General features: G+C 49.5%; 45 protein-coding genes and 3 tRNA genes. 40 read left to right on the top strand and 8 right to left on the bottom strand.

The window, feature by feature from the left end; all coding sequences use genetic code 11:
* Nucleotides 1-13: 13 nt before the first annotated feature.
* The 6 genes from ACQG11_RS14170 to ACQG11_RS14195 form a co-directional block, all read right to left on the bottom strand.
* A complete protein-coding gene (locus ACQG11_RS14170) occupies nucleotides 14-175 on the bottom strand; it encodes a hypothetical protein (protein WP_426728452.1) in 162 nt (53 codons plus the stop codon).
* A complete protein-coding gene (locus ACQG11_RS14175) occupies nucleotides 172-342 on the bottom strand; it encodes a hypothetical protein (protein ID WP_176691851.1) in 171 nt (56 codons plus the stop codon). Before ACQG11_RS14175 ends, ACQG11_RS14170 begins: the two co-directional genes overlap by 4 nt.
* 206 nt (nucleotides 343-548) lie before the next feature.
* Complete coding sequence (locus ACQG11_RS14180) at nucleotides 549-773, bottom strand: DUF551 domain-containing protein (protein WP_116484368.1); 225 nt, start codon at nucleotides 771-773, stop codon at nucleotides 549-551.
* Nucleotides 773-1,117 (bottom strand): hypothetical protein, encoded by a 345-nt coding sequence (locus tag ACQG11_RS14185; protein ID WP_426728453.1) that lies wholly within the window; start codon nucleotides 1,115-1,117, stop codon nucleotides 773-775. The genes ACQG11_RS14180 and ACQG11_RS14185 overlap by 1 nt, the downstream gene beginning before the upstream one ends.
* A gap of 121 nt (nucleotides 1,118-1,238) precedes the next feature.
* The gene (locus tag ACQG11_RS14190; RefSeq protein WP_426728454.1) at nucleotides 1,239-1,727 is read right to left on the bottom strand and encodes an HNH endonuclease; all 489 of its coding nucleotides are present in this window, start codon (nucleotides 1,725-1,727) and stop codon (nucleotides 1,239-1,241) included.
* On the bottom strand, nucleotides 1,724-1,984 hold the full coding sequence (locus ACQG11_RS14195) for a transcriptional regulator (protein WP_426728455.1): 261 nt from the start codon (nucleotides 1,982-1,984) through the stop codon (nucleotides 1,724-1,726). The genes ACQG11_RS14190 and ACQG11_RS14195 overlap by 4 nt, the downstream gene beginning before the upstream one ends.
* A 365-nt stretch (nucleotides 1,985-2,349) precedes the next feature.
* On the opposite strand from ACQG11_RS14195, the gene fumD reads away from it, so the two are divergent.
* Entirely contained in the window at nucleotides 2,350-2,559 is a 210-nt protein-coding gene (gene fumD, locus ACQG11_RS14200; RefSeq protein ID WP_063858599.1) for a fumarate hydratase FumD, read from the top strand.
* Nucleotides 2,560-2,588: 29 nt separating this feature from the next.
* Here fumD and ACQG11_RS14205 read toward each other — a convergent pair whose 3' ends face one another.
* Both ACQG11_RS14205 and ACQG11_RS14210 read right to left on the bottom strand, forming a co-directional pair.
* On the bottom strand, nucleotides 2,589-2,966 hold the full coding sequence (locus tag ACQG11_RS14205) for a hypothetical protein (protein WP_426728456.1): 378 nt from the start codon (nucleotides 2,964-2,966) through the stop codon (nucleotides 2,589-2,591).
* 112 nt (nucleotides 2,967-3,078) lie between these two features.
* Nucleotides 3,079-3,792 (bottom strand): LexA family protein, encoded by a 714-nt coding sequence (locus tag ACQG11_RS14210; protein ID WP_426728457.1) that lies wholly within the window; start codon nucleotides 3,790-3,792, stop codon nucleotides 3,079-3,081.
* 100 nt (nucleotides 3,793-3,892) lie between these two features.
* Here ACQG11_RS14210 and ACQG11_RS14215 point away from each other — a divergent pair, with 100 nt between their 5' ends.
* From ACQG11_RS14215 to ACQG11_RS14405, 39 genes are all read left to right on the top strand, one after another.
* The gene (locus tag ACQG11_RS14215; RefSeq protein WP_212480048.1) at nucleotides 3,893-4,093 is read left to right on the top strand and encodes a Cro/CI family transcriptional regulator; all 201 of its coding nucleotides are present in this window, start codon (nucleotides 3,893-3,895) and stop codon (nucleotides 4,091-4,093) included.
* A 103-nt stretch (nucleotides 4,094-4,196) separates the two neighbouring features.
* Nucleotides 4,197-4,487 carry a CII family transcriptional regulator gene (locus ACQG11_RS14220; RefSeq protein WP_426728458.1) on the top strand — a complete coding sequence of 97 codons (291 nt, stop codon included), beginning with the start codon at nucleotides 4,197-4,199 and terminating at the stop codon, nucleotides 4,485-4,487.
* 37 nt (nucleotides 4,488-4,524) lie between these two features.
* The gene (locus ACQG11_RS14225; protein ID WP_021241252.1) at nucleotides 4,525-4,668 is read left to right on the top strand and encodes a hypothetical protein; all 144 of its coding nucleotides are present in this window, start codon (nucleotides 4,525-4,527) and stop codon (nucleotides 4,666-4,668) included.
* The gene (locus tag ACQG11_RS14230; protein WP_426728459.1) at nucleotides 4,665-5,513 is read left to right on the top strand and encodes a replication protein; all 849 of its coding nucleotides are present in this window, start codon (nucleotides 4,665-4,667) and stop codon (nucleotides 5,511-5,513) included. The genes ACQG11_RS14225 and ACQG11_RS14230 overlap by 4 nt, the downstream gene beginning before the upstream one ends.
* A 107-nt stretch (nucleotides 5,514-5,620) precedes the next feature.
* Entirely contained in the window at nucleotides 5,621-7,501 is a 1,881-nt protein-coding gene (locus ACQG11_RS14235; protein ID WP_426728460.1) for a toprim domain-containing protein, read from the top strand.
* Nucleotides 7,502-7,966: a helix-turn-helix domain-containing protein gene (locus ACQG11_RS14240; protein WP_426728461.1), complete on the top strand. Its 465-nt coding sequence runs from the start codon at nucleotides 7,502-7,504 to the stop codon at nucleotides 7,964-7,966.
* Between the two features lie 365 nt (nucleotides 7,967-8,331).
* Nucleotides 8,332-8,529: a hypothetical protein gene (locus ACQG11_RS14245; protein WP_234115222.1), complete on the top strand. Its 198-nt coding sequence runs from the start codon at nucleotides 8,332-8,334 to the stop codon at nucleotides 8,527-8,529.
* Between the two features lie 11 nt (nucleotides 8,530-8,540).
* Nucleotides 8,541-8,777: a hypothetical protein gene (locus ACQG11_RS14250; RefSeq protein WP_426728462.1), complete on the top strand. Its 237-nt coding sequence runs from the start codon at nucleotides 8,541-8,543 to the stop codon at nucleotides 8,775-8,777.
* A gap of 2 nt (nucleotides 8,778-8,779) precedes the next feature.
* Nucleotides 8,780-9,019, top strand: a complete 240-nt coding sequence (locus ACQG11_RS14255) for a hypothetical protein (RefSeq protein WP_426728463.1) — start codon at nucleotides 8,780-8,782, stop codon at nucleotides 9,017-9,019.
* Nucleotides 9,000-9,437: a recombination protein NinB gene (locus ACQG11_RS14260; protein ID WP_426728464.1), complete on the top strand. Its 438-nt coding sequence runs from the start codon at nucleotides 9,000-9,002 to the stop codon at nucleotides 9,435-9,437. The genes ACQG11_RS14255 and ACQG11_RS14260 overlap by 20 nt, the downstream gene beginning before the upstream one ends.
* Nucleotides 9,434-9,610 (top strand): NinE family protein, encoded by a 177-nt coding sequence (locus ACQG11_RS14265; protein ID WP_426728465.1) that lies wholly within the window; start codon nucleotides 9,434-9,436, stop codon nucleotides 9,608-9,610. The genes ACQG11_RS14260 and ACQG11_RS14265 overlap by 4 nt, the downstream gene beginning before the upstream one ends.
* A gap of 2 nt (nucleotides 9,611-9,612) precedes the next feature.
* Nucleotides 9,613-9,840 carry a hypothetical protein gene (locus tag ACQG11_RS14270; protein ID WP_426728466.1) on the top strand — a complete coding sequence of 76 codons (228 nt, stop codon included), beginning with the start codon at nucleotides 9,613-9,615 and terminating at the stop codon, nucleotides 9,838-9,840.
* Nucleotides 9,840-10,025, top strand: a complete 186-nt coding sequence (locus tag ACQG11_RS14275; protein ID WP_426728467.1) for a protein NinF — start codon at nucleotides 9,840-9,842, stop codon at nucleotides 10,023-10,025. The genes ACQG11_RS14270 and ACQG11_RS14275 overlap by 1 nt, the downstream gene beginning before the upstream one ends.
* Nucleotides 10,009-10,299, top strand: a complete 291-nt coding sequence (locus ACQG11_RS14280) for a DUF1364 domain-containing protein (protein ID WP_227171044.1) — start codon at nucleotides 10,009-10,011, stop codon at nucleotides 10,297-10,299. Before ACQG11_RS14275 ends, ACQG11_RS14280 begins: the two co-directional genes overlap by 17 nt.
* Nucleotides 10,296-10,661 carry a RusA family crossover junction endodeoxyribonuclease gene (locus ACQG11_RS14285; protein ID WP_044158002.1) on the top strand — a complete coding sequence of 122 codons (366 nt, stop codon included), beginning with the start codon at nucleotides 10,296-10,298 and terminating at the stop codon, nucleotides 10,659-10,661. The genes ACQG11_RS14280 and ACQG11_RS14285 overlap by 4 nt, the downstream gene beginning before the upstream one ends.
* Nucleotides 10,658-10,924 carry a hypothetical protein gene (locus ACQG11_RS14290; protein ID WP_426728468.1) on the top strand — a complete coding sequence of 89 codons (267 nt, stop codon included), beginning with the start codon at nucleotides 10,658-10,660 and terminating at the stop codon, nucleotides 10,922-10,924. Before ACQG11_RS14285 ends, ACQG11_RS14290 begins: the two co-directional genes overlap by 4 nt.
* 173 nt (nucleotides 10,925-11,097) lie before the next feature.
* On the top strand, nucleotides 11,098-11,289 hold the full coding sequence (locus tag ACQG11_RS14295) for a hypothetical protein (protein WP_371357031.1): 192 nt from the start codon (nucleotides 11,098-11,100) through the stop codon (nucleotides 11,287-11,289).
* Entirely contained in the window at nucleotides 11,286-11,897 is a 612-nt protein-coding gene (locus ACQG11_RS14300; protein ID WP_426728469.1) for a hypothetical protein, read from the top strand. Before ACQG11_RS14295 ends, ACQG11_RS14300 begins: the two co-directional genes overlap by 4 nt.
* A 136-nt stretch (nucleotides 11,898-12,033) precedes the next feature.
* Nucleotides 12,034-12,108, top strand: a tRNA-Asn gene (locus tag ACQG11_RS14305).
* Between the two features lie 5 nt (nucleotides 12,109-12,113).
* Nucleotides 12,114-12,188: transfer RNA gene (locus ACQG11_RS14310), tRNA-Gly, on the top strand.
* Between the two features lie 5 nt (nucleotides 12,189-12,193).
* A tRNA-Thr gene (locus tag ACQG11_RS14315) sits at nucleotides 12,194-12,268 on the top strand.
* Between the two features lie 284 nt (nucleotides 12,269-12,552).
* Nucleotides 12,553-12,789, top strand: coding sequence for a holin (locus ACQG11_RS14320; RefSeq protein WP_047741100.1), 237 nt, complete (start codon nucleotides 12,553-12,555; stop codon nucleotides 12,787-12,789).
* Nucleotides 12,764-13,231: a glycoside hydrolase family protein gene (locus ACQG11_RS14325; RefSeq protein ID WP_426728470.1), complete on the top strand. Its 468-nt coding sequence runs from the start codon at nucleotides 12,764-12,766 to the stop codon at nucleotides 13,229-13,231. Before ACQG11_RS14320 ends, ACQG11_RS14325 begins: the two co-directional genes overlap by 26 nt.
* Nucleotides 13,228-13,458, top strand: a complete 231-nt coding sequence (locus tag ACQG11_RS14330) for a hypothetical protein (protein WP_047741102.1) — start codon at nucleotides 13,228-13,230, stop codon at nucleotides 13,456-13,458. Before ACQG11_RS14325 ends, ACQG11_RS14330 begins: the two co-directional genes overlap by 4 nt.
* Nucleotides 13,455-13,742, top strand: a complete 288-nt coding sequence (locus tag ACQG11_RS14335; protein WP_426728471.1) for a hypothetical protein — start codon at nucleotides 13,455-13,457, stop codon at nucleotides 13,740-13,742. The genes ACQG11_RS14330 and ACQG11_RS14335 overlap by 4 nt, the downstream gene beginning before the upstream one ends.
* Before the next feature lie 348 nt (nucleotides 13,743-14,090).
* Nucleotides 14,091-14,333 (top strand): DUF2560 family protein, encoded by a 243-nt coding sequence (locus ACQG11_RS14340; protein WP_151413762.1) that lies wholly within the window; start codon nucleotides 14,091-14,093, stop codon nucleotides 14,331-14,333.
* 1 nt (nucleotide 14,334) lies between these two features.
* Nucleotides 14,335-14,478: a hypothetical protein gene (locus ACQG11_RS14345; RefSeq protein ID WP_426728472.1), complete on the top strand. Its 144-nt coding sequence runs from the start codon at nucleotides 14,335-14,337 to the stop codon at nucleotides 14,476-14,478.
* Nucleotides 14,475-15,086, top strand: a complete 612-nt coding sequence (locus tag ACQG11_RS14350) for a hypothetical protein (protein ID WP_426728473.1) — start codon at nucleotides 14,475-14,477, stop codon at nucleotides 15,084-15,086. The genes ACQG11_RS14345 and ACQG11_RS14350 overlap by 4 nt, the downstream gene beginning before the upstream one ends.
* Nucleotides 15,087-15,141: 55 nt before the next feature.
* Complete coding sequence (locus tag ACQG11_RS14355) at nucleotides 15,142-15,594, top strand: hypothetical protein (RefSeq protein ID WP_063855107.1); 453 nt, start codon at nucleotides 15,142-15,144, stop codon at nucleotides 15,592-15,594.
* Nucleotides 15,563-17,011: a terminase large subunit domain-containing protein gene (locus ACQG11_RS14360; RefSeq protein ID WP_426728474.1), complete on the top strand. Its 1,449-nt coding sequence runs from the start codon at nucleotides 15,563-15,565 to the stop codon at nucleotides 17,009-17,011. The genes ACQG11_RS14355 and ACQG11_RS14360 overlap by 32 nt, the downstream gene beginning before the upstream one ends.
* The gene (locus ACQG11_RS14365) at nucleotides 17,011-19,182 is read left to right on the top strand and encodes a portal protein (RefSeq protein WP_426728475.1); all 2,172 of its coding nucleotides are present in this window, start codon (nucleotides 17,011-17,013) and stop codon (nucleotides 19,180-19,182) included. The genes ACQG11_RS14360 and ACQG11_RS14365 overlap by 1 nt, the downstream gene beginning before the upstream one ends.
* Nucleotides 19,183-19,193: 11 nt before the next feature.
* Complete coding sequence (locus ACQG11_RS14370) at nucleotides 19,194-20,108, top strand: scaffolding protein (RefSeq protein ID WP_426728476.1); 915 nt, start codon at nucleotides 19,194-19,196, stop codon at nucleotides 20,106-20,108.
* The gene (locus tag ACQG11_RS14375) at nucleotides 20,108-21,397 is read left to right on the top strand and encodes a P22 phage major capsid protein family protein (RefSeq protein WP_426728477.1); all 1,290 of its coding nucleotides are present in this window, start codon (nucleotides 20,108-20,110) and stop codon (nucleotides 21,395-21,397) included. The genes ACQG11_RS14370 and ACQG11_RS14375 overlap by 1 nt, the downstream gene beginning before the upstream one ends.
* A gap of 41 nt (nucleotides 21,398-21,438) precedes the next feature.
* Nucleotides 21,439-21,657: a hypothetical protein gene (locus tag ACQG11_RS14380; RefSeq protein ID WP_426728478.1), complete on the top strand. Its 219-nt coding sequence runs from the start codon at nucleotides 21,439-21,441 to the stop codon at nucleotides 21,655-21,657.
* Nucleotides 21,641-22,144, top strand: a complete 504-nt coding sequence (locus ACQG11_RS14385) for a packaged DNA stabilization gp4 family protein (protein ID WP_426728479.1) — start codon at nucleotides 21,641-21,643, stop codon at nucleotides 22,142-22,144. Before ACQG11_RS14380 ends, ACQG11_RS14385 begins: the two co-directional genes overlap by 17 nt.
* Nucleotides 22,144-23,565, top strand: a complete 1,422-nt coding sequence (locus tag ACQG11_RS14390; RefSeq protein WP_426728480.1) for a packaged DNA stabilization protein — start codon at nucleotides 22,144-22,146, stop codon at nucleotides 23,563-23,565. The genes ACQG11_RS14385 and ACQG11_RS14390 overlap by 1 nt, the downstream gene beginning before the upstream one ends.
* Nucleotides 23,565-24,290 carry a phage tail protein gene (locus tag ACQG11_RS14395; RefSeq protein WP_426728481.1) on the top strand — a complete coding sequence of 242 codons (726 nt, stop codon included), beginning with the start codon at nucleotides 23,565-23,567 and terminating at the stop codon, nucleotides 24,288-24,290. The genes ACQG11_RS14390 and ACQG11_RS14395 overlap by 1 nt, the downstream gene beginning before the upstream one ends.
* Complete coding sequence (locus ACQG11_RS14400) at nucleotides 24,290-24,769, top strand: DUF2824 family protein (RefSeq protein WP_070134167.1); 480 nt, start codon at nucleotides 24,290-24,292, stop codon at nucleotides 24,767-24,769. The genes ACQG11_RS14395 and ACQG11_RS14400 overlap by 1 nt, the downstream gene beginning before the upstream one ends.
* Nucleotides 24,744-25,394, top strand: coding sequence for a DNA transfer protein (locus ACQG11_RS14405; RefSeq protein ID WP_426728482.1), 651 nt, complete (start codon nucleotides 24,744-24,746; stop codon nucleotides 25,392-25,394). The genes ACQG11_RS14400 and ACQG11_RS14405 overlap by 26 nt, the downstream gene beginning before the upstream one ends.
* Nucleotides 25,395-25,397 lie beyond the last annotated feature (3 nt).

Raw genomic sequence — 25,397 nt, forward strand, 5'->3', positions numbered from 1 at the left:
CATGCGCTCTCTGTCACCCCTGTAACGCCACAACAGAGCCTGCATCGTCGTCACGCGGCGCACTCTCTGACTCTCTTCGACTGTTGTTGTCGGCTGCATGGAAACCTCCTTCGCTGCCAATTAAATCTTTCATCAAGTGGTAAAACTGTTCGTCTGACATGCCTCTGATGCTCACGGCTGCACCTTTTGGTTCAGGAACTCAACCAGACGCTCCAGCAAGCTCTTAACGCGAGGCTGCTTGAAGTCTGCGCCGGTCAGGATATTGCGGCGTGAGTGTTGAATGGACGAGATTGCGTTGAAGCTACCCATCGGGGTAGCCCCTGCGAGATTTAATGTCTGCATGGGTAGTTCCTTATGTTGTGTATGATTGCATAGCGACTGAGCACTTGAATAAATGCTCACTGATATGCAGGTTAAAAAAATGGCCTCACGAAGAGGCCAAGATGACAACAAGGGGGAATTAATCAGAACATCACCTATCGTCTCCTTTAGATGATGTGAGCGCGGATTGGCTCACAATGCGGAATCGCTGAATCCGCATTAGGTGCTTATTCGCTTGGCGGGAATGGGATGTCCTGAGCGTAAATCCAGTGCGTTACTTCATCCGTTGCATGGTTATCCCATTCGTTTTCATCATCATCGAACCAGTCGTAACTGTTGTATGGCATTTTTTCACCGCGGGCGTTTGTTTCAAACGCATGGACGATACATAAAACCCGTCCCCCATACTCGTTCGGTTCCGGCATCCGCTCACTACACTTAATCCACTCCATCACTCCTCCCCCAGAGCCTTGTTGATGGCAACCGTGCTCTCATCAAACCATTTAGATGCCAGATATGCACAACCGGCAATCTTGTGCTCATGCTTTGGCTCGAAGCTGCCAAGAATTACCTTTAAGTGAGCGTGCGCCTGTTTAAAGTTGATGCCTTCAACAGCTACCGCATACTCTTTTAGTCCACCAAAAAACCATTTGCTAACCCATTTATTCCATGGATTACCTGATCCAAAAAACTCCTTTGGAATACTGCTCATTGGGGGAAGAAAATCTGCAAGGTTTTTGGGTCCAAAGGCTATATCTGCTTGCGTAATATTTTCATTCGGCTTCATATCTTTCATATTCACCTCTGTGGCTTGCTGCCAAAAGAAGGCCGACTATGCGGCCTCGTCAAATTTCCATACCTTGCGCTCATTAAGATACGAGCACATGAAATGTGATGTCTCTGTTGCAATGTAAATCTCATCCTGTGTTGGAGAAATCTCCGTGAAGCTTTTTAGCGGCTATGCAATATGCTTTATGGGCATCCTCTGGGTTATCAAACACACCAAGATGATGCTTTATTCCATTGGCACGTATTTGACCAACCCACTTACGCTGACGTTTTGAGTAGTAAACTCCTTTGTACCCGCAGCCATTTTTTTGAGCGAATCTGTTTCTGCTGTTTTCTGCCAGCGTCGCAAGCCTGAGGTTGCAAATTCTGTTGTCTGTGCGGTTACCATTTATGTGATCAATAAAGTCAGGTGGCCAGGATCCATAAGTTATTAGCCAAGCTAGTCTGTGGGCGAAATATTTTACTCCGTTTATCTCTATAGCAACGTGTCTTGTCATATCCCTAGTCCCTGCACGCTCCAGCGTTGATCTCTTTCCAAGGCCTGGCTTCCACTTAAACAACCCAGTTTCAGGGTTATATTCGAGAAGTGAATTGACTTCTTCTAAAGTAACCATCATGCCCTCGCAGTAATGTCCTTAGATTTACGATATCCAGCAGAGTAAAGTGCGACATCAGGAAGGCATGTCGAGCCTGTATTTTCACATTTAGCCCGTGGGCTATCTGCAAACAAAATTGCTCGTGTCACACGCTCACTACAGCCTTCCGACAGCCGTGAAAATGCACGGTCAATCTTTTTACAGTAGGCTTTAACTTCTAACTTCTGAGCTGCTTTCATGGCGTTGTATGCAGCCATACGGCGTTGATTTCTGTTCATGGGTATTCCTCAGTGAATGCTTTGGTGCAAGCGCCGAAACCTATTTCAAGTTTCGGATTTCAATCGGCTTCTCAGTCCGACCCGATGTATGAATGGGTCTAAGCTCCACCGAACGCTTGCCCGAAGCACTCACTTCGGCCTGTGTATTCACAGGATTAAATTTTTAAAGAGCCCGAACTCAGTTCCTTGTTCGTGTTCAGCGTCCTGCTGATGGACTTAGTATCACCGCAAGTGGTATTGCAGTCAACACCGCGAGAGATATTTTATCACCGCCAATGGTTATGTTCATGTATTTATTGGTTATTTATTTTTGTAAAACCTTTATGTGATACTGCTTTGGATGAAAAGTGAGCGAGGGATTGGATATGGACTACGAAGAAATGGCGCAGATGCGCTATCAGGAAATGTGCAGGATTGTGGGCGATGTCGTTTTTGCTATGGTTGCGGAGGGGCACGAGACCAAAAGAGTGGCTATAGCTGACGTGATACGAACTGAGTTAGTGAAGGGGTTGGAGAAGTGGGATGAAGACCAGCTACAGTGCATGGAGCTTGCTGTGAAACTGCTGGAAGAGTAGGGCAAAGAAAACCCGGCTCGGAGGCCGGGTTATTTTAACTTAAGAATCTTGCATATTTTTGATGAGGCAACTGATAACTGTTTGTTTCTTGCGGCATCAGGTTTTGAGTTCCTGAGCTTCACTATCAATGCCACCAGATCACGGAATTCCTTTTTCTCAGAAGCGGTCATTCTTCTTTGGATTCTCACAAACTCATCAATAGGAATGGTGGTAGTGCTATAAGTGCTATTATCTTCAGCTTCTTTATGTACTTGCTCATAATGGGCTAAAAGTACTTCTGCTATGGCGTTCCACTCCTTACGTCTCTCACCCCTTATGGCATACCTGTAGCTTAAGTAACCGCTTGCAGGTACTGCAATGAATGATACTATTATTGCAATAGCTGAAATAATCCTATCAATGGTCATGAGGCTCCATATGAACGAAGTCAGTCTTATAACTTGGATTGCCCTTGCTGTATCTTGCTCAAGCTTGGCAATCATTCTTGTGCAAATTTGGTTGTTAAGAGACCGTTATTAGTTAACCAAACGTCTCGTCAGGCCACTGACTAGCTACTACCTTGCCTACAACCCGGCAGTTCTCATTGCACGGCATCATCGGGTACTGCGGGTTAAGAGGCTGTAAATACACCTGCCCGCTATCCTTGATCAGCTTTTTAAACGTGAACTCATCGCCATTTAATCGAGCGATGCAGAAGTCGCCTGGGTCAACAGGTTCCTCAGGGTCAACCAAGATAAGCATTCCCTCTGGGAAGCTTGGGCGTGATCCAGCTGGGGCAGTCATTGAATGACCATCTACCTCAAGCCAGAACGCTGCATCGCTGGCTTTCTTGGTTGTACTTATCCATCCCTCTGCATCACGCTCGGTGAACGTCCTAAACTCAGGAGAAAACATACCAGCTTGCACATGCGAGAAGACCGGGTATTCATACTCGTTACGTTTCTGCACATCTGCGCCTATGGCTCGGTACAAGTCAGAAATCTCTTTGGCTATTGACGGACTGAATTCCTCTATTCCTACCTGAAGAATGTTTGCCAGCATGGCTGCATTGTTCGCATTAAGGGCATTTACACCATTTAAAATAGCCCCAACAGCTGATTGCCCAATCCCCATGGAAAAGGCAATGCCTTCTTGAGATAGGCCAAGCTCTGATTTCTTTTTCTCGTATATAGCCTTCAAACGCTTTGCGTCCTCAAGCTGCTCTTCGGTTAGTGGTTTCTTTTTTGCGCTCATACGTCAAATTTATCACCGCAGGGAATAATTATCTAACACCGTGCGTGTTGACTATTTTACCTCTGGCGGTGATAATGAATCCATGTACTAAGGAGGTTGTATGGAACAGCGCATAACCCTGAAAGATTATGCCCTGCGCTTTGGTCAAACCAAGACCGCACAAGATCTTGGTGTTTACCAAAGCGCAATTAACAAGGCTATTCGCTCTGGTAGAAAGATTTTTTTAACAGTTAAACCTGACGGCAGCGTTGATGCGGAAGAAGTAAAGCCATTCCCTAGCAACAAAAAAGCAGCCGCCTAACAAGAAACACCGCTCTTTAATAATCAGCCTCCCTCGGAATACCAGGGAAACCAACGCATCAACCGATGCGTATTTACCTATTAACTAAGGAATATATTAAGAAATGGAACTAGCAAATCACAGCAAAAAGGTACGCGAAGTGGAAGCAGAGCTTCGTGCCCGACTCGTATCAATGGGTCAGACGAATTTCGCAAAGATGGCGGGATGGGCTGATTCAAAGGTGAGTCGATTAAACATCCACGATATGGCGGTGACGTTCGTTCTTCTGGAGAAAGTCTGGGAGACAAGCCTGATTCGTGAAGTGGCAAGACAGGCTATTGCAGCTGTGATGCCAGAAAGCAAAAAGCGCCCGGTGGTGGCCGGACGCTCTGAGCAAATCAGCATCGAATTCTAGAGACACTGTGTTACGCCAAGTAACAGGAGTTATTTTAATGGTTAAGCAACGATTTATCCAGGACGAAATACACAAAAATGTAGCTCGCGAAAGGTTCATCCGTACGTTTAGCCGAGAAGCAGCTGAGAAGTTGAAGCAGGCGCTTGAACTGAGCAAACGTAAACTGGAGAAACCCGAATGAGCAACGTCGCATACGCAGATTTCGGGGCGGTCAAAGCCCCGGTGGAGAGAAAAGTGGCAGAGCTGGAAGATGGCTATGCCAAGCTATCCAACACGCTTCTTGATGCCTACTCCGGTGCTGACCTCACCAAGCGTCAGTTTAAAGTCCTCCTGGCGATTCTGAGAAAGACCTATGGCTGGAATAAGGCCATGGACAGAATCAGTGATTCTCAGTTATCGGAGATCACAAAATTACCAGTTAAGCGTTGTAACGAAGCCAAGCTGGAACTGGTCAGAATGGGGATTATCAAGCAGCAGGGCGGTATGTTTGGCCCCAATAAAAACATCAATGAATGGTGCATCCCTCAAATCGAGGGAATATCCCTCAAAACAGGGGATAAAACATCCCTCAAATTGAGGGAGTCATATCCCTCAAAACAGGGGGACACAAAAGACACTATTCAAAAGAAAGAAATACAAGATAAAAACACTATGCCTGAACAGGTTCAGGCGAAGCAGAAAAAATCATCTGACCAGCACGAAGAAACGGACCAGGCTTTTGAGAATATCTTCTGGTGTGCAGGAATGCATAAGACCGGGAAGAAAAACGCGAAGTCAGCATTCAGAACTCAGTTCACTCTTTGGCGGAAAGAAACCAAAGGCTCGGCTGGAGAGTTTGCAAAATTTCTGGCTGACGACATCAAGCTTCGCATTGGTGTTCAGTTCGGCTTCGATAAGCTTCACCCATCAACATACCTCAACGGTCAGCGCTGGAACGACGAGAAGCCTGTAACCGCAGCACAACAAACCAAGTCATCATCAGCCATCACCGTATCGAAAACCGGTTTAGTTTTTTGGGACAGGTGATGCATGAAATCAAGAATCAAATCGTTACTTATCGCTGGCTACAGTCATGGCTGGCTTAGTGCTGCGTTCGTCACATTCTGGTTTAATCGTCTCAACCTGAGGTCAGCATGACGCCAAGTGAACTGAGTGACCTGCTTTGGGCGCAGGTAGACAGGGTTGCACCGCACCTGTTGCCGAACGGCAAGAAAGACGGGCATGAGTGGGTTGCCGGCAACGTACACGGCGACAAAGGGAACAGCCTGAAAGTTAACCTGAACGGCAAGAAGAAATGGGCTGATTTCGCTGAAGGTGATGGCGGTGACATGCTTGATTTGTGGATGGCCTGCCGGGGTATCAATCTTCATCAGGCAATGCAGGAAGCCAAGGCATTCATCGGAATCAGGGACGACGATCACCACTTCGATGCAAAGCGCGAAAAGAAATTCTCCCGTCCTGATCGCAAGAAAGTCGCCAAATACTGCAACAAGTCTGAGCACCATATCGAATACCTGAAGTCGAGATGTATCTCAGCGGAGACAGCCAAAGTCTTTGAGGTTGTCAGTGGTAAGGTCTGGAACGGTGAGCGGGAACTTGAAGCTCTGGTATTTCCGTACAAACGAGACGGAGAGTTAATCCAGGTCAAACGCATCAGCACTGAAAGACCTAACGGGAAGAAGGTCATCATGGCGGAGGGTGATTGTGAACCATGCCTGTTCGGATGGCAGGCACTGGACAGCAAGGTACGGTCGGTTGTGCTGTGTGAGGGTGAAATAGACTGCATGAGCTACTCACAGTACGGCGTAAACGCTCTTTCAGTACCGTTCGGCGGCGGTAAGGGTGCGAAGCAGCAATGGATTGAATTTGAATTTCATAACCTCGACCGCTTCGAAGAAATCTGGATCTCAATGGACAACGACGAAGTTGGACAGGAGGCCGCCAGAGAGATAGCCAGCCGCCTTGGAGAGCACCGTTGCCGCATGGTGAAGCTACCACGCAAAGATATCAACGAGTGCCTGATGGAAGGGATTGCAGAAGATGTCATCTGGCAATGCCTGGAAGGTGCAGCATTCTTCGACCCTGAGGAGCTGTACAGCGCAAGAGAGTTTTATCAGGACACCATCAACGCCTTCTACGGCAAGCAGCAATACCTGTTCAACCCACCATGGGAAACACTGGCGCATAACTTCCAGTTCCGCGAGGCTGAGCTAACTCTGGTCAATGGCGTGAATGGACACGGCAAGACTGAAGTAGTAGGGCATATGTCACTGGAAGCGATGAGGCAGGGCGTTAAAACCTGCGTTGCTTCGCTTGAGCTTAAGCCGGGAATGCTTCTTAAGCGACTTACACGTCAGGCCACCTGCTGCAAGATACCGCCCGTTCTTGAAATCGAATCAGCATTCAACTTCTACGATGACCGGTTATGGATATTCGGCCTTACCGGAACCGCAAAGGCTGAACGCCTGATTGAAATCTTCACCTACGCCCGTCGTCGCTACGGCATCCAGTTATTCATCATCGACAGCCTAATGAAGTGCGGGATTGGCGATGACGATTACAACGGTCAAAAGGCGTTTGTCGATGCGCTGTGTGACTTCAAGAACAAAACCAACTCTCACATTATCCTCGTCACTCACTCCAGAAAAGGTGACAGCGAGGAAAAGCCTACCGGGAAGATGGATGTAAAAGGCTCTGGAGCCATTACCGACCTCACAGACAACCTGTTTATCATCTGGCGCAACAAAGGCCGAGAGAGAGCGTTACAGCGCGTTCAGGCGGGAGAGCAATTAAGCGAGAAAGACGAACAGCTTCTGGCATCGCCGGCTTCAGTTCTCATGCTCGAAAAACAGCGTAACGGAGAGGGCTGGGAGGGTGGCGTACCGCTATTTCTGGATGACCAATCGCACCAGTTCCTACAGCTGGACGGCGCATCACCTTACAATTACGTCGCAAACATGCCGAAGTCTGAATATGACGAGGTATGGCGGCAGGAGAACGTATCGGAGTTTTAAATGAACACACGAGACAAAATACTCAACCACCTCGAAAGCAACAAACCAACATCAGCAAGAGAGTTTCACCAGCTTACCGGCGCACCAAAATCCCGCATTACCCAACTACTCCGCGAACTCACAGAAGCAGGTCAGCTTGAAATCCACAGCGTCCATAACGGCATCAAGCGTTATCGACTTACTGAGCTTCATGCTAACCGTCGCCAGGCGATTCTGGACTGGCTGGAGAGCGGTAACGATGGAACTTCAGGAGCCATCTCAGCAGCAACCGGAGTAGACCTGCAAATGACCGCGCAGATTCTGGCATCACTGAGCAAACAGGGTGAGGTTTATCGCGAGTGGTTAGACAAGGGGAAGGTCTGGATGTATCGCAAGAATGCACCGCTTACCTTCGGCTGCGCCAATCAGATGACTGCATTCATCAACCAGAGATTGAGAGAGGTGCGAAGTGAGCGAGCCATCTGAACACGCGCATTATTGCCCATATTGCCAGCGCCATATTGAGCCAGAACGCGATGAATTTGGCGTGGTTTACATGACAGAAGAAGGCGGGTTTGTGTATGCGCATGACGAAGTTCTACACGACGACGATTATAAGTTTACTCGACTTAATTAAAGAGACAGTGACATGAAGAATACATATCGCATTGTTGCAGATAATTACGCAGGTTTTGAGGCGCAGGTTAAATATTGGTGGTTTCCGTTTATGTGGTTCCAGATAGGTTTCTCAAACACGAGCCCCTCTGTAGAGAGGGCGAAAACCTATATCTGGCGACACCAAAAAAAAGAGTATTACCGTGAATAACACCCCAGCACGCTGATGGAGAGGAATGATGAGAAAGAAACAAGCTGAGAAATTATTTTGTGACGCTATGGATGCTCTGGCTGAAGTCGGAGAGAGCCCACTCAATTACTGCCTGGCTTACGCTCGTGGTTTTATGGCAGCAGAGAAAAAAACCGAGTACTTGCATGAGTGGGAAGACGGCACTATGCGTCTGAAAGTTAGCGACGGCGAGCAGGTTCATTGATGGAGAGGAATATGGACGAATCAAGAAAGCAGTTTGAAGAGTGGTGGAGGCAGCCAGAGCAACAAGATCTTAGGAAAAGTTGCGCTGAAGGATGGGGAGAGAAAATCTGGTCTTCTTCACGCTCGGCTATCGAAATAAAGCTCGATGACAAAGTGATGGTTGAGGATGAGTTCGACAAAGGTCACAACTGCGCTATCGACTACTGTGCTGAAGCCATCCGCGCCGCTGGAATCAATGTGAAGGAGTGAGTATGACCTTTGATAGATATTGGCTTATTGGCCGGCTTACTCTTGGGATTGGAGTATCGACAGAGCTTTGGCATACAACCAGAAAGAACGACAGCAAGGTGGTTAATTTTATCCACTTTGGATATGTACCTGACGTACTTCCCGATAAGAAATGCACTTCGACATTGCTTGTCCTGACAATCATGTGGGTAACAATGAAAATTGGCATCATGAGGATTCGCCATGAGGAAACTAACGTTTGAACTAAGAAGCCCCATTCATCAGCAGAACGCCATTCGAGCCATACAGCAAGTCTTCCCCGACCCAACCAAGCCAATCATCGTAACCATTCAAGAACGCAACCGCAGCATTGACCAAAATCGGAAGCTTTGGGCTTGCCTTGGTGATGTCTCGCGTCAGGTCGAATGGCATGGTCGATGGCTGGATGCTGAAAGCTGGAAGTGCATTTTCACCGCAGCGTTAAAGCAGCAGGACGTTGTTCCTAACCTTTCCGGCAATGGATTCGTGGTAATAGGCCAGTCGACCAGCAAGATGCGCGTGAGTGAGTTCGGAGAGCTTCTTGAGCTTATCCAGGCATTCGGCGCCGAGAAGGATGTTAAGTGGTCTGACGAAGCAAGGTTAGCACTTGAATGGAAGGCTAGATTCGGAGATGCGGCATGAAGAAACAGCGACGAAGCATAACCCAAATCGCAATGGACAACATGATATTCATCCCCACCAAACGCTCCAGAAACAAAACCAAGCCAGTGCCTACCGAATCAGACGTAACAACCTATGACCCTGTATGGCCTCTCTTGTCCAAGAGATGGCTGCGTCAACGTGCGAGGAAATAGCTATGACCAGCTTAGACGATGACTACGCAGACCGACTCGCTGACCTTCTCGAAGATATGGAAGGTGACGGGGTTGATTCTGTCGGAATGATTATGAACTGGGTTGCTGGATATGTTCAGGGAAAGATAGAGGTTACTGGCGCTGAAGCCTACATGTACCAGTTCGAAGATGCCGACATGATTATTCAGTTACAGGAACCAGAAGAAACCACAGCAGCGAGGTTGCATTGATGCTTACCACCTCAGAAGCCCAATCATACGAGCAGCAGAGCATACGTCGAACGTTGTGCGCCGGCTGCACGAAAGAACTAACGCCAGATGAAACCTACGCATGTTCTGAATGCGTGGATGAATGGCTGATTTATCGTGATCCGAATAACTCAATGACGGATGAAGAAGATGGCAAACCTTCGTAAAGAAGCGCGGGGCAGGGAATGTCAAGTTCGTATCTACGGTGTCTGCAACCACAACCCTGAAACCACAGTTCTGGCTCATTACCGAATGGCAGGATTGTGCGGCACTGGCATGAAGCCTGACGACCTTCTCGCAGCATGGGCGTGTAGCAGCTGCCACGACGAGATAGACCGCAGAACGCATATCATCGACCACGAATTCGCAAAGATTTACCACCTGGAGGGCGTGATGCGAACTCAGGATATTCTGCGCAAGGAGGGGAAGATAAAGACATGAATGAATATAACTTCATTCTGCCCTGGCCTCCCAGCGTGAACACATACTGGCGACGGCAAGGAAGCAGGTATTACATCAGCAAGAAAGGCCAGCAGTACCGCAAAGAAGTTATCCAGATTATCAAAAGCCTCAACCTAGACATCCTCACCAAATCACGACTCCGCATCAAAATCATCGCCGCAGTGCCAGATTCCCGGCGCAGAGATATCGACAACATCTTGAAATGTCTCCTCGACTCACTTGTCCACGCCTCATTCGCAGAGGACGACGAGCAGTTTGATGATATTCGCGTGATTCGTGCAGCAAAAGTTAAGGGCGGCCAGGTTGAAATCAAGATTACAGAGCTATCGGAGGCAGCATGACAGACATAAGCAGAGAGGTATGTGAAGAGTATCTGGATGCTCTGGTCACAGTGGAGCTATCCGTGCGATTCGCCCAGCTCGAAGACCGCAAGATTAACGCCACCATCCGCGCAACAGTAACCGAGTTACTCAAGCGCATCCGCGACAAGAAAATACGCGCCATCTTCGCAGGATTAGCCCGTCAGCCTTTCCCAGATGGAGCCTTGAAGATGATGCGTCGCCAGTTAGACAGCTTAGTAGGAGGACCCGTATGTGCTCAGTAACAAACATCCAGCAAGTCAAATGGCAACGTCAGCGCGATATGCATACAGAGCAAGTGCTGATTGGAAAAGAGCATGAGCTTGAGCGCAGTCTTGAGTATGTGCGAGAGCAGTTGAGGGAAGTGCGTAATCGGCTAGGTACGAATAAGCCAGAACATGACCCGGAGGCAGCGTAGATGGACGTTAAAAACTCGCTTGATCGCCTTAAAAAGCTGAATGAAGAAAACCTAATTCCAGTGAGAGTGACTCGAGGGCTTCTTAAATCTGCGCTGAAGGAAATTGAGATGCAGAGCAAACTTCATGGCGAATCATTTGCAACAAGGATGGTGGTCAGTCAGCTGAAAGATGTGTTGGGGATAAAATCATGAGACACACACCGATATTCGGCATGGTCAATTTCCTCCACGATGCTCACTTCCGCCGTATATGGAAGCACCCGAAGAAAACCATCAACACCCGCCAGAAAGCATGGGTTCACTACATGCTTCAGGTATGGGGCAAGGTTAACGCAGGTGATGACTCCCCTGGTGGTGCAATAAACGTTATCGGTCGCCTGATGATTCGTAGCCAGTGGAGTGATGACAAGGCCAAGCAGATTGAGTCTGTTGTCATGCGCCTCTACGAAGAGGATGGACTGCGTGGAGATGCGCTCTATCAGAAAGCTCGCGAACTGGTCATCCCTCAATCATCGTTCAGCAACATCATCGCTCTCGCCAAAGAATCCGATGATGCTGCTTTTGTTGAACGTGTGATGGTCAAGACGTTTCACCGTGAAAGCCCCGTCCGCGATGTAGCTATTAAGCGATATTGCAATCGCAATTGCACGCAAGATATCGCCAGACTGATGAGTGCAGTCACCGGATTGGATATCCAGTCGTGTAGGCGTAGGGTCGTCTGGTGCGAGAATGTGCTCGATGCAGAAATCTTTTATGCGATGAGGCGCGAAATTGAGAAGGAATTTCCACAGGCTGCATAAAATTTAGGTAAATTTTCCTAAATAACTTGATTTCGCAAAATTGAAGTAGTACATTTTGTGTATGCTCGGAGCAAAAGCGAACAGAGCAACCAAACAAACAAGCCCTGGGTTAATAGCTCGGGGCTTTTTGCGTTTAGGGTCAGAAGCACAGCGGTTGTGCGTTCGGCTGTTAACCGAATGGTCGAAGGTTCGAATCCTTCCTGTCCCGCCAATTCTGCATCTGTCGTAGTTTGGGAATTACGTCTGGCTTCCAACCAGAAGATGCGGGTTCGATCCCCGCCAGATGCTCCAAATCAGCCGGTCTAGTTCAGTGGCAGAACGGCAGCCTTGTAAGCTGCGCGTCAGAGGTTCGATTCCTTTGCCCGGCACCACGACCTTTCTGAAAGCGTCCTATCACCAATCACCAGAACACATCCAGATACCCTTGCACATTCGTGGCGACGGGGTAGGGCGCTGCCAAAAAAGAAAACCCGCTCAATGGCGGGCTTCGTGAAGATGGGTGGCAAGAGACTGCGCTAACAGCCTCTTGCCTGATTTGCCCGTGCGTTTACTCACGAACAAACCACGACACCGAAAATGTATCCTGGATTTGTTCTGATCACCATCATCCCTAATCCTAATTTGAACAAATCCTCCTGATGTTCTGGAGGTTGGAATGAAAAATATGGCAGACAAAGTAACCACTGCCGCTGCTTACACCACATCTGGGGCAACCTTTCTGGCGGGGAGTATGTCATTAAATGAATGGCTGGCTCTCGGCGGTTTCGTTCTGGCAGTCTTTACGTTCGCCATAAATCTCCATTACCAACGAAAACGAGATCGCCGAGAAGAAAACGCTCTACGGATGCAGTACGGAGACCGGCGCAATGAGTCAAATAATCCCCCTGCTTAATTACGAAGAGGGTTATCGTGAGAAACCTTACATTGATACCGAAGGCTATCCGACAGTGGCTTGCGGTATCAAGATTGGCCCTAAGGGCGCTTTGTTAAGCAATTACACCTTCACCGTTCCGCGAGATGTTGGTGACGTATGGCTTGAGTCATTCGTCAAAACCACCATCGGCAAGATGAACACCAATCCTTCCATTGTTGCTGCAATGAAATCCTGTAACCCGGCACGTCGAGACATCCTGATAAGCATGGCTTACCAGATGGGCGTTAATGGTCTGGCAGGATTCAAGAACACGCTCGCAATGGTAGCGGCAGGAAACTACGCAGGCGCCGCCAACGGAATGCTATCAAGCCTGTGGGCTAAGCAAACACCCAATCGCGCCAAACGTCATGCTGAGGTGATGCGCACCGGTGAAATGACTGCATATGCGGGGCTGCTATGAAACTTCGACTCGTTGATGACTGGCGGCACTGGTGGAGATGGAATTCAACAAAGGTGATTCTTGCTCTGGGTGCCCTGCCAACTATCTGGTTTGAGCTTCCTCCAGAATGGAAGGCTGAAATACCTTCAAGCTGGATGCGGGTCGGTGCGATTGTCCTGATGGTTGTTGGCGTTCTGTCGAGGATGACCTTACAGAAGCCTCCAAAGGATAAGGGAGATGGGAAATGACCAACCTTATAGCATCAGGCTGGCAATATATCTTCGGCATTATCGGGATTATCGTTGCTGTACTGGCTGCATGGTTCAGCGGAAAGAGCAAAGGCACAACAGAAGCTAAAGCAAAGGCTGATGTTGAAGCTGCTAACCAAACTGTGAAGCAGTCTCAAGCTGCCAGTGATAAGCAAGCCTCAATCATTAAGGTTGCCAAAGATGCAGATCAAACGAATCAGTCTCTTTCTGATGACGCTGCTCGTGACCGCATGCGCAGATCAAAATACCACTCCGACGATTAAGTACATCAACGTTGATTCAGCCTGCACAGCATTCGGACCGATTATCACGCACGGCAAAGACCCTGGATTGATGGATGCAAGGACAGTGAAGGCGATCAACGCCCACAACGACAAGTGGGATTCATTATGCGAAAACGAGAGCGTGAAATAACGCTGCTCTACGGAATGTCACTCATACGCGATGACGTTCTTAACCACCCGCTACCAAAGCACTCAGCCAAAGACAGATTAATCACCTTCGTGCATTACGTGTTTGCATTCGCATCTGTCATCACACTGGCAGCCTCATCAATCATCCTGATTCTTTCGTTCATCCCTACCACGGGATAACAACCAACGGAGCCAACAATGGCAGACATTACCCAAATGACAGATGCACAGAAACTGAAGCTCGAAGTCTACCGCCTGGTGATGAATGACTCCGCGGCTACCGAAAAGGCCATTGAGTTTATCTCCGGCAACGAGCTGAACTTTGAGCTGTTCAAAGATGCATATGCCAAGACAGCCAATGAGCCGACTGCGCTAGCTAAAACCGAAAAGGCGATTCGTGAGGCCAAAGAAGTCCTCGACCTGTTCACTACTGGAGTCTGACATGCCACTGAAGAAAGGTAAGTCGAAGAAGGTTGTCGGCGAGAACATCGCTACCGAGATTAAAGCCGGCAAGCCTAAAGACCAGGCTATCGCAATTGCCATGAACAAGGCTGGCAAAAAGAAACCCAAGAAAGGAGCTAAATGATGATCACCCAACCATGGCCTACATACTCAGATGCCAGTGGCGCATTTGTTCGTGGCTTACCGATTAAGACCCTGACACAGGCTGTGGATGGCTCAGCATTAGCAGAATTTGACGGACCATACCCAGACCAGTATTTATCTGCGCTCTTCATGTCCACCTTCAAGCCTGTAGTTGGTGGTTACGTATTCCAGAGTCAGTACGGCGAACTGCTGTACATGAGCAAAACAACGTTCGAAGCTCAGTACACTGCAACAAGCACTCCTATCGCCTGGGGTTCAGTAACCGGCAAACCATCAACATTCGCGCCAACCATCGGCACCACAGCCACAACAGCGATGGCCGGCAACAAGGTGCCAACGACTACAGAGCGCGGTGGGGTACTCCAGCAGGCAGCAATCACAGCCATCACTGATTCATCCGGTGGCACTTCAGGCGGTAACACTGTACCAGCGGTACCAGCTGCTACAGCGGCTACTACCGACACCTCTGCCGCATCACTTGCATCTACCAACGCATCCATCACTGCACTGAAGAATGACATTGCAACATTGTCTGCGAAGTACAACGCATTGCTGGCAGCAGTGAAAGCATCGGGTGTAACAGCGTAACCATTACAAAGCTCATCTAAGGGTGGGCTTGATAATGATTAACGAGGAAACAACTATGGCGACTGAAGAAAGGAAGATTGGACGCCCTTCAGTCTACTCACCTGAATTAGCCGAGCGGATATGCAACCTGTTAATGGAAGGTGAGAGCCTGAGAGCAATTTGCCGGAGAGATGAAATACCTCACATGGCGACAGTGTTGTCATGGCTTCATAAGCATCCTGAGTTTCACGAGCAATACGCACGCGCACGAGAGATTCAGGCTGAGATTATGGCTGAAGACATCATCATGTATGCAGACTCATCATCTGAAGAATCAGCAGCTGTTGCAAAGGCGCGTCTGCAAGTTGATGCGCGTAAATGGTATGCATCAAAGGTTGCAACCCGTCGGTTTGGTGATCGCATTCAGCACGAGCAGAAAATCACTATCACCGACCTGTCTGATGAAGAGTTAGACCGCAAGTTAATGGAGCTCACCAATGCACAATCTCAGCCGGGAGCAGAAGATTGAGCTGGTAAAGCTCCTGGAAGAAAAGAAGCGTAGAGAGTTTGTCTATCGCTACCGCGGTTACTATGACACTCGATATGAATGGCAGCGCAAATTCATCGCGGCTACATCCGAATATCGTCAGTGCGCTCTCATCGCAGCTAACCGAGTTGGCAAGACCGATACCGCAACTTATATCGATGCTGTCCACCTGCTAGGAGAATATCCAGAAGGATGGACAGGGCACAGATTCGACCATGCACCGTTAATGTGGTGCCTTGGGTACTCGGGTGAGAAGTGCCGCGACCTGCTTCAGGCTGCAATCATCGGCAAGAAGGTAAATGGTGAGTTTACAGGCGGGCTGATTCCTCCGGACAGGATTGTCTCCACTGAGCCAATGACCGGCACACCAAACGCCGTCCGCTCTGCATATATCCGTCACAGCAGCGGCGACCTGAGCAAAATACAGTTCTGGTCATACACACAGGGACAACATGCACTGATGGGTGATGACATCGACTGGTTCCATATCGATGAAGAGCCAGAAGATCCGACTATCTACCCGCAGGTATTAACCCGTACAGCCACAGGCGACCGAGGGAATGGTGGTCGGGGCATCCTGACATTCACCCCAGAAAACGGACGCACGGAGCTGGTAATCCAGTTGCTGGATACACCTGCTGATTCTCAGTTCTGCATGAATGTCGGTTGGGATGACGCGCCTCATCTGACGGAAGAAACAAAGAAAAGCCTGCTTGAGTCATTCCCTCCGCACCAGAGAGATATGCGTACAAAAGGTATCCCTATGCTTGGTCACGGTCGCATATTTGATTTCAGCGAAGACATGATCACCTGCGAACCATTCCCGATACCTAAGCATTATATGGTAATCGATGGAATGGACTTCGGATGGGACCACCCGCAAAGCCGCATTCAACTGGCAATCGACATGGATAGCGAAACCTTCTACGTAACTAAGGCGTGGAAGGCCAGCAAAACATCTCCGGCAGAGGCCTGGGGTGCAACTAAAGCATGGGCAAATAAAGTGCCTACTGCATGGCCTCAGGATGGACTTCAGACAGAAAAGGGAAGCGGTCTACAGCAACGTGAATATTACAAAGACGCTGGTTTCCTGATGCTTCCTGAGCCTGCACAGTGGCCTGATGGTTCACGCTCAGTAGAGCCAGGTCTATTCGAACTTCACGACCTCATGAGCACAGGACGATTCAAGGTATTTGCCGGGCTGAGAGATTGGTTCGAAGAGTTTAACTTCTATCACCGAGACGATCGCGGTCGAATTGTAAAGACTCGCGATGACCTTCTTGATGCAACACGATACGCCTACATGATGCGCCGATTTGCAAAACGCTATGGCGACATTGGCGTGCATAAAGAGAAAAAAGTACCGGCCCCAATTAAACCAGTCGCACGGAGAAGATAATGGCCGACAATGAACGACTCAATTCCATCCTGTGTAAATTCGACGCAGACTGGATGGCGAGCGACGAAGCCAGAACCGAAGCGACAAACGACCTGTACTTTAGCCGGGTGTCGCAGTGGGATGACTGGTTATCAGATTACACAACCCTGCAATATCGTGGTCAGTTCGATGTAGTGCGTCCTGTCGTGCGTAAGCTCGTTGCTGAGATGCGCCGCAACCCTATCGACGTACTATTCAGGCCAAAGGATGGCGCAGACACTAACAGTGCTGATGTACTGATGGGGATGTACCGCACAGACATGCGTCACAACACCGCAAAGATATCCGTGAACATTGCTGTTCGTGAACAGATTGAAGCAGGCGTTGGGGCGTGGCGTTTAATCACCGAATACGAAGACCAGGACCCAACCAGCAATAATCAGGTTATCCGTCGCGTTCCGATTCATGAGGCATGCACCCACGTAGTCTGGGATAGCAACAGCAAGCAGATGGACAAGAGCGATGCGATGCATTGCACAGTCATCAATGCTATGAGTCGTGACGGGTGGAAAGCGTTTTCTGAAAAGCACGGATTCGATGAAGACGGAATTCCTTCATTCCAGAATCCGGACATGAACTGGTTGTTCCCGTGGCTGACCAGCGACGTTGTTTATGTTGGTGAGTATTACGAGGTTGAAGAGAAGAAAGAGACCGTATTCATCTATCAGGACCCACTGACAGGTGAGCCGGTAAGTTACTTCCAGCGCGACATCAAAGACGTAATTGATGAGCTTGCCGATAAAGGCATGATCAAGGTAGCCGAGAAAAAGGTTAAGCGCCGTCGCGTCTACAAATCAATCATCACCAGCACAGCCATACTCAAAAATCGTGAGCCTATTGCCGGAGAGCACATTCCTATCGTGCCTGTGTACGGTGAGTGGTCATTTGCTGGCGACAAAGAGGTTTATGAGGGTGTTGTTCGCCTGACGAAAGATGGTCAGCGTCTGCGCAACATGATCATGTCTTTCAATGCCGATATCGTCGCTCGCACACCGAAGAAGAAACCTATCTTCTGGCCTGAGCAGATTGAAGGCTACGAGTACATGTACGGTGGCAATGATGACTACCCGTACTATTTGCTCAACCGTACCGATGAGAACAACGGAGACCTTCCTGTACAGCCTATTTCGTACATGGAAAACCCTGAGGTTCCTCAGGCCAACGCATACATGCTCGAAGCGGCGACTAACTCAGTTAGCCAGGTCGCAACGATGGGCGTTGATGCAGAGGCGGCAAATGGTCAGGTGGCCTTCGATACCGTCAACCAGCTGAACATGCGGGCAGACCTTGAGACATACGTGTTTCAGGACAACCTCGCTACAGCTATGCGCCGTGATGGTGAGATTTACCAGTCAATGGTGAATGACATCTATGACGTTCCTCGTCAGGTGATGATGACTCTTGAGGATGGCACTGAGAAACAGGTCCAGTTGCTTACTCAGGCTGTCGACTACCAGACCGGTACGGTAGTAACACTTAACGACATCCGCGGTCGCTATGAGTGTTACACGGACACTGGACCATCATTCCAGAGTATGAAGGAACAGAACCGGGCAGAGATTCAGGAATTGCTCGCTAAGGTTCCTCCTGGCACTCCTGAGTGGCAGATGTTGCTGCTGCAATACTTCACATTACTCGACGGCAAAGGCGTTGAGATGATGCGCGAGTACGCCAATAAGCAGCTTGTCATGATGGGGCTGAAAAAGCCTGAGACACCTGAAGAGATTCAGATGGTTGAGCAGGCGCAGCAGCAACCGAAAGAACCTTCACCTGAACAAACTCAGGCTCAGGGTGTTCTGTTGCAAGGTCAGGCAGAGCTTCTCAAAGCACAGAACCAGCAAATGCAGATTCAGGTTGATGCAGCGAAAGCTGAAGGCCAGAACCAGCTCAACGCGGCTAAGGTCGCAGAGATATTCAACAACATGGACCTGGATAAGCAGTCTGCTTTCCGGGAGTTCCTCAAACTCATGCAGAGTTACCAGCAGCAAAACAGTGACGATGCACGAGCCAACGCAGAATTACTTCTGAAAGGCGACAGTCAGCAGCACTCGCAGCGTATGGACTTCGCCAACATCCTGCAATCGCAGAGACAAAATCAACCTTCCGGCAGAGCAGCCGAGATTCCTCAATAAGAGAGAGTTATATGTACCCAGAAACCACCGAAATTCAGGAAACTGAAGGCTTAAACACGTCCGGCAATCATGCAGCGGCATCTGCTGATAGCTCAGTTGTCGATAATGCCAACGACAACGCAGGGCATGATGAAGGCTTTGAGATCGTCCTGAAAGACGATGAGGCAAAACCAAAACAAGACCCGGCAACAAACGCACACTTCGCAGCAAAACGTCTTGAGCGTAAGCGTCAGCGTGAGCTTGAGCAAAAGATGGAGCAGGTGAAGCGTGGAGAGTTGCCGGAGCACATCCGGGTTAATCCTGAGTTACCTAAGCAGCCAGACCCAAATGATTACCTGTCAGATGACGCTCTCGTTAAATACAACTACGACAGCGCACTGGCTACGGCTGCATTCAACCGTGATCTTGCTGAGTGGAATCAGAAGTCACTCGATGCTCGCAGCAATGCGGTAGCAGAGCAAGGTCGCAAGACTCAGGAGTACACCCAGCAATCAGCGCAATATGTCGAGGCGGCTCGTAGACACTACGACGCAGCGGAGAAGCTCAACATTCCTGATTACCAGGACAAGGAGGAAGCATTTGCACAACTTGTACCACCGCAAATTGTTTCCGACCTGATGGTGTTGTTCCCGGAGAAATCCGCTGCACTGATGTACCACCTGGGCTCTAACCCAGAGAAAACGCGTCAAATTCTCCAGATGAACCAGCAGCAAGCGCTGATTGAACTAACTCGACTCTCAGAACGTTTAACTCTCAAGCCTCGCGGTAAGCAGGTCTCAAGTGCTCCCCCTGTAGATGAGCCAATCTCCGGTGAAGTTGTGGCTGCAAACGTAGCTGCACTCAAGAAGAAGATGGATGAAGCATCAAGCAAGGGTGACGTAGAGACCTACCGCAAGATTAAGAAACAATTACAAGGAATCCGATAATGGCTCTTAACGAAGGTCAAATCGTTACACTGGCAGTTGATGAAATCATCGACACCATTACCAGCATGACACCAATGGCGCAGAAGGCTGGGAAATATACGCCACCTGCCGGAGAAATGCAGCGCTCCAGTAACACAATCTGGATGCCTGTTGAGCAGGAATCTCCAACCCAGGAAGGCTGGGACCTGACAGGCAAATCCACTGGCATTCTGGAGCTCAACGTTCCAGTTAGCTTGGGTGAACCTGACAACGACTTCTTCCAGTTACGTGCGGACGATCTGCGAGATGAAACTGCGTATCGCCACCGCATCCGAGCCGCAGCCAAAAAGCTGGCAAGCAACGCTGAAGTAAAAGTCGCTAACCTGGCTGCTGAGATGGGCTCTCTGGTTGTTACCAGTGATGACCCAATCGGCACCGCCGCTGGTAGTGGCTGGGACTTCGTGGCTGACGCTGAAGAAATCATGTTCTCACGTGAGCTTAATCGCGACTCTGGCTTGTCTTACTTCTTTAACCCGAAAGACTACAAGGCAGCCGGTCACGACTTGACTAACCGCGACATGTTTGGGCGCATCCCTGAGGAAGCGTACAGAAACGGCACTATCCAGCGTCAGGTTGCAGGTTTTGATGACGTTCTGCGCTCCCCTAAGCTTCCAGTGCTGAATGCTTCGACTGCTACCGGTCTGACTGTTAGCGGCGCACAGAAATTCCAGCCTGTAGCGTGGGATTTGGATGCTGATGGTAACAAGCGCAACGTTGACAACCGACTGGCGACTGTAACCCTTTCTGCAACTACCGGCCTGAAGCGTGGCGACAAAATTAGCTTCACTGGCGTTAAATTCCTCTCGCAGATGGCTAAGAACGTGCTGACCCATGACGCTACCTTCTCAGTGGTTCGCGTTATCGATGGAACTCACGTCGAAATCACTCCGAAGCCGATCGCACTTGACGATACCGCACTGTCACCAGAGCAGCGCGCATATGCCAACGTAAACACCTCTCTGGCAAACAGCATGGCTGTAAACGTGCTCAATACCACCACTACGCGCACCAACGTTTTCTGGGCGGATGACTCAATCCGTATCGTGAGCCAGCCAATTCCGGCTAATCACGAACTGTTTGCTGGCATGAAAACCAAAGCGTTTGAAATCCCAGAGGTTGGCCTGCATGGCATCTTCGCGACCCAGGGTGATATCAACACGCTCTCAGGTCTGTGCCGTATCGCGGTGTGGTATGGCGTGAACGCCACCCGCCCAGAGTCAATCGGTGTGGGTCTGGCAGACCAAGCGTAATCAAAAGGGGCTTCGGCCCCTTTCTTCCTTGGAGAAAAGCAATGTCTAACATGGTTTATCGCCACGGTGACAGCAAGAAATGGAAAGGCGTTGGTTACGACTACGAAATCGTAAGTGATGAAGACCTTCAGGAATATCTCGATGCCGGCTGGGTTTCTCATCCTGACGACCTTCTGAAAGATAGCGCTGAGCCTGAGAAGAAAGAGCGCAAAAAGCCAGGTCGCAAACCTAAGGCGGCAACAGATGAATCTCACGACTAAAGGCGATCTCGTTCTCGCTGCGTTACGTAAGTTGGGCGTCGCCTCAAATGCCACGCTAACAGATGTCGAACCTCAGTCCATGGAAGACGGTGTCAACGACCTCGAAATGATGATGGCTGAGTGGTTTGAAGGTAGCGATGACACGCCGGGAATCGACGCAGGTTACATCTTCTCTGCCGATGATGTTGCCCCAGACCCAGGCGACGCCCACGGGCTCACGACAGGGAATCTCAGTGCAGTATTTCACAACCTTGCAGTGAGGATTGCACCTGACTACGCGGTAGAGCCAACAGCAAAATTAATCACCACTGCGAGATATGGCAAAGAGCGCCTCATTAAGCTTTCTGCTATGTCACGCGCAAGCAACGCCAAATGTAAGTCCGGTTATCCAAACCGAATGCCTGTTGGTAGTGGTAACAGGCTTGCCACCTATAACGGCTGGAACTTCTACCGGCGCAAGGGCCCATGCGATAACGGGAGCGAATAATGCCAGTTCAGCAGCTTCCATTGATGAAGGGAGTCGGCAAAGACTTCACCAATGCCGATTATGTTGATTTCCTGCCGGTGAACATGCTGGCAACTCCGAAAGAGGTGCTCAACTCTAACGGTTATCTGCGTTCTTTCCCGGGCATTAAGAAGCTTCAGGATGTCGCCGGAGTTAGCCGCGGCGCAATGTATAACACGCATGAGAATGCTGTGTATCGGGTATGCGGCGGCAAGTTATACAAAAGCGGACAGATTGAAGGTAGTGTAACTGGCTTAGCCAGGGTTAGTCTGGCATGCAGTTATAACAGCCAGGCGGTTGGTGCTAACGGAACGATGACGCTATTCCGCTATGATGGCACGGTGAAAACGCTGTCAAACTGGGCTGCATCCACCGGATATGTCCAGTATGAGCTCGGCAGTTTGCGGGATATGTGTCGAAATCGCTCTCGATACATCTGGAGCAAAGACGGAACTGACTCATTCTTCGTGAGTGACCTTGAGGACGAGTCCAAGCCCGACCGTTACGCTGCTGAATACCGGGCAGAGAGCCAGCCTGACGGAATCATCGGCATAGATAACTGGCGAGACTTTGTTGTGTGCTTTGGTACGTCGACGATTGAGTATTTCAACCTCACAGGTAATGCATCTGCTGTTGGCGTAGCTATTTATCAGTCTCAACCGTCAATGATGGTGCAGAAGGGGATTGCTGGCACTTACTGCAAAACGAAATACGCCGACACCCATGCAATCATCAGCCACCCAGCAACCGGAGCGCCCTCGGTATATCTGATTAACTCTGGCGCTGTGCAGCAGATAGCTACATCAACTGTAGAGAAAATTCTCCAGAGTTACAGCGCTGACGAGTTGGCTTCCGCTTACATGGAAACAACGCGATTCGAAGCACATGAGCTTCTGCTTATTCACCTGCCACGGCATGTGATGGTTTATGACGGATCAGTCAATCAGGGTGGGGCGCAGTGGGCAATTCTCAAAACGGGTTTCAACGACGACGTTTATCGTGCTGTAGACCTGGTGTATGAGGGCAACACAATAACCTGTGGCGACAAGATAGCCGGTCAGCTTGGCGTGATGGATAAGTCAATTTCCAGCCAGTACACAGAGCAGCAGGAGCACTTGCTTTACACGCCGCTATTCAAGGCAGATAACGCCAGAGTATTCGACTTCGAACTTGAATCCAGTACAGGAGTATCACAGTTCGCAGAGCGCATGTTTATCTCGGCAACCACTGACGGGGTTAACTACGGCCGTGAACAGATGATTCCCTGGAATGCGCCATTCCAGTATGACCAGCGAGCTATCTGGAAACGACTCGGTCGCATCCGCAAGAACATCGGATTCAAGATACGAATTATAACCTCATCGCCCGTTACGCTTAGCGGGTGCCAGGTAAGGATAGAGTGATGGCAGATGAACCGCAAAAGGTTAACGTGCAATCGCGTCGCGTTGACTCTTCAATCCTTCCCAACACATTCAGCCAACCGTATCGCCTCTACATTATCCAGCAAAACACCGACATGCTCAGCATCGCCAACGCCGCTAACAATGCTGGAGAGCTTGCTTATGAGGCAACGGTAAAGAACGAGCAGCAGGATGTGACTCTGGCGGATCATGAAAGCAGAATTTCAGCGTTACGTGTAGAAGTCGATGATCATGAAATTAGGATTTCAAGTAACACGTCTGCTATCACATCTTTAACGCTTCGCGTCAGCACAGCGGAAGGCAACATTACCACCATACAGGCTGATGTTTCTACCCTGCAAACAAACGTATCATCGCTAACCACACGAGTTACCACGGCAGAGGGAAATATAACCACCCTGCAAGGCGACTACGTTTCAAAAACCACTGCGGCATCGCAAACACTGGCATCCCCTTTGAACGTATCGACCTCTTACTCTGTCGGCGGAACTAAGGTTGTCGGCGCGCGCAACACAGGCTGGACAGCATCAACAGGCACCGCATCTAAAGCCGGGATAAATGGAAGCACGACGTACACCGTCAGCGCCACGTACACGCAGTCAGAGATTCAGGCCATAGCAACTGGTCTACAGCAAATTAGGCAGTGGGCTGTAGCGATGCAAACCGCAGTAGGAGCAACATCCGGTCACGGGTTGATAAACGCATAATGCACATAAAGCTCATCGATAATCCGGTGAAGCTTGCAGAATTTCTCAATAACCCAGAAAACACAGGAAACATCGTCGATAGTGGGGAAAAGTACTTCATCAAGCCCGATGCAGTATACCTCGGCATCTACGAAGGCGTTCTGCTGGCTGGCGTTCATGAAGTGCGTAACTTCTGGCACAGCGTTGTTGAATGTCACGCCATCTACTCTCCTGGCTTTCGTGGTGAATACGCCCTCAGTGGTCACCGGTTATTCTGCAAATGGCTTCTCGATAATTCCCCATTCCTGAACAGCGTTACCATGGTTCCAGACACTACAAAATACGGACGTGCGCTAATACGCCTGCTTGGTGCCACTCGCATTGGTCATCTCGATGATGCGTACATGAGCAATGGGAAACCTGTCGGAATCACCCTCTATCAATTACCTCGCTCGAAATATGAGGAGCTATTAAATGCTAATTCATCAAATTGCCAATAAGCACCTCAATAAAGCGGTGTATCAGAAAGGTGGTGATAACGGCGCTGGCGCACAGGCCGATGCTACGAAAAAGGGAATCGAGCTACAGCGTGAAATGTGGCAAACGAACATGCAGAACCTCGCGCCGTTCACGCCACTCGCTGAACAGTACGTTAATCAACTTCAGGGGCTATCAACGTTGCAAGGCCAGCAGTCAGCTTTGAATAGTTACTATGGCTCACAGCAATATAAAGACCTCGCTAACCAGGCTCGCTATCAAAGTCTTAACGCAGCCGAAGCAACTGGCGGACTGGGTTCTACCGCAACAAGCAATCAGCTAGCCACGATCGCACCCACGCTCGGTCAGAACTGGCTTTCAGGTCAGATGAATAACTACCAGAACCTAGCAAATATTGGCCTCGGTGCGCTTACCGGTCAGGCTACGGCAGGACAGAACTACGCCAACAACGCCAGCCAGTTATATCAGCAGCAGGCTAACGCAGCGGCAGCCAATGCCAACCGCCCTTCAGGTTTGCAAACAGCACTTGGTGGAGCGGCATCAGGCGCAGCAATCGGAACATCAATCATGCCTGGCTGGGGCACGGCAATTGGTGCGGGTATTGGCGCGCTTGGTTCACTTTTCTAAGGG

It is taken from the genome of Enterobacter cloacae complex sp. 372C4, from assembly GCF_050030615.1.
Classification (GTDB): Bacteria; Pseudomonadota; Gammaproteobacteria; order Enterobacterales; family Enterobacteriaceae; genus Enterobacter; species Enterobacter intestinihominis.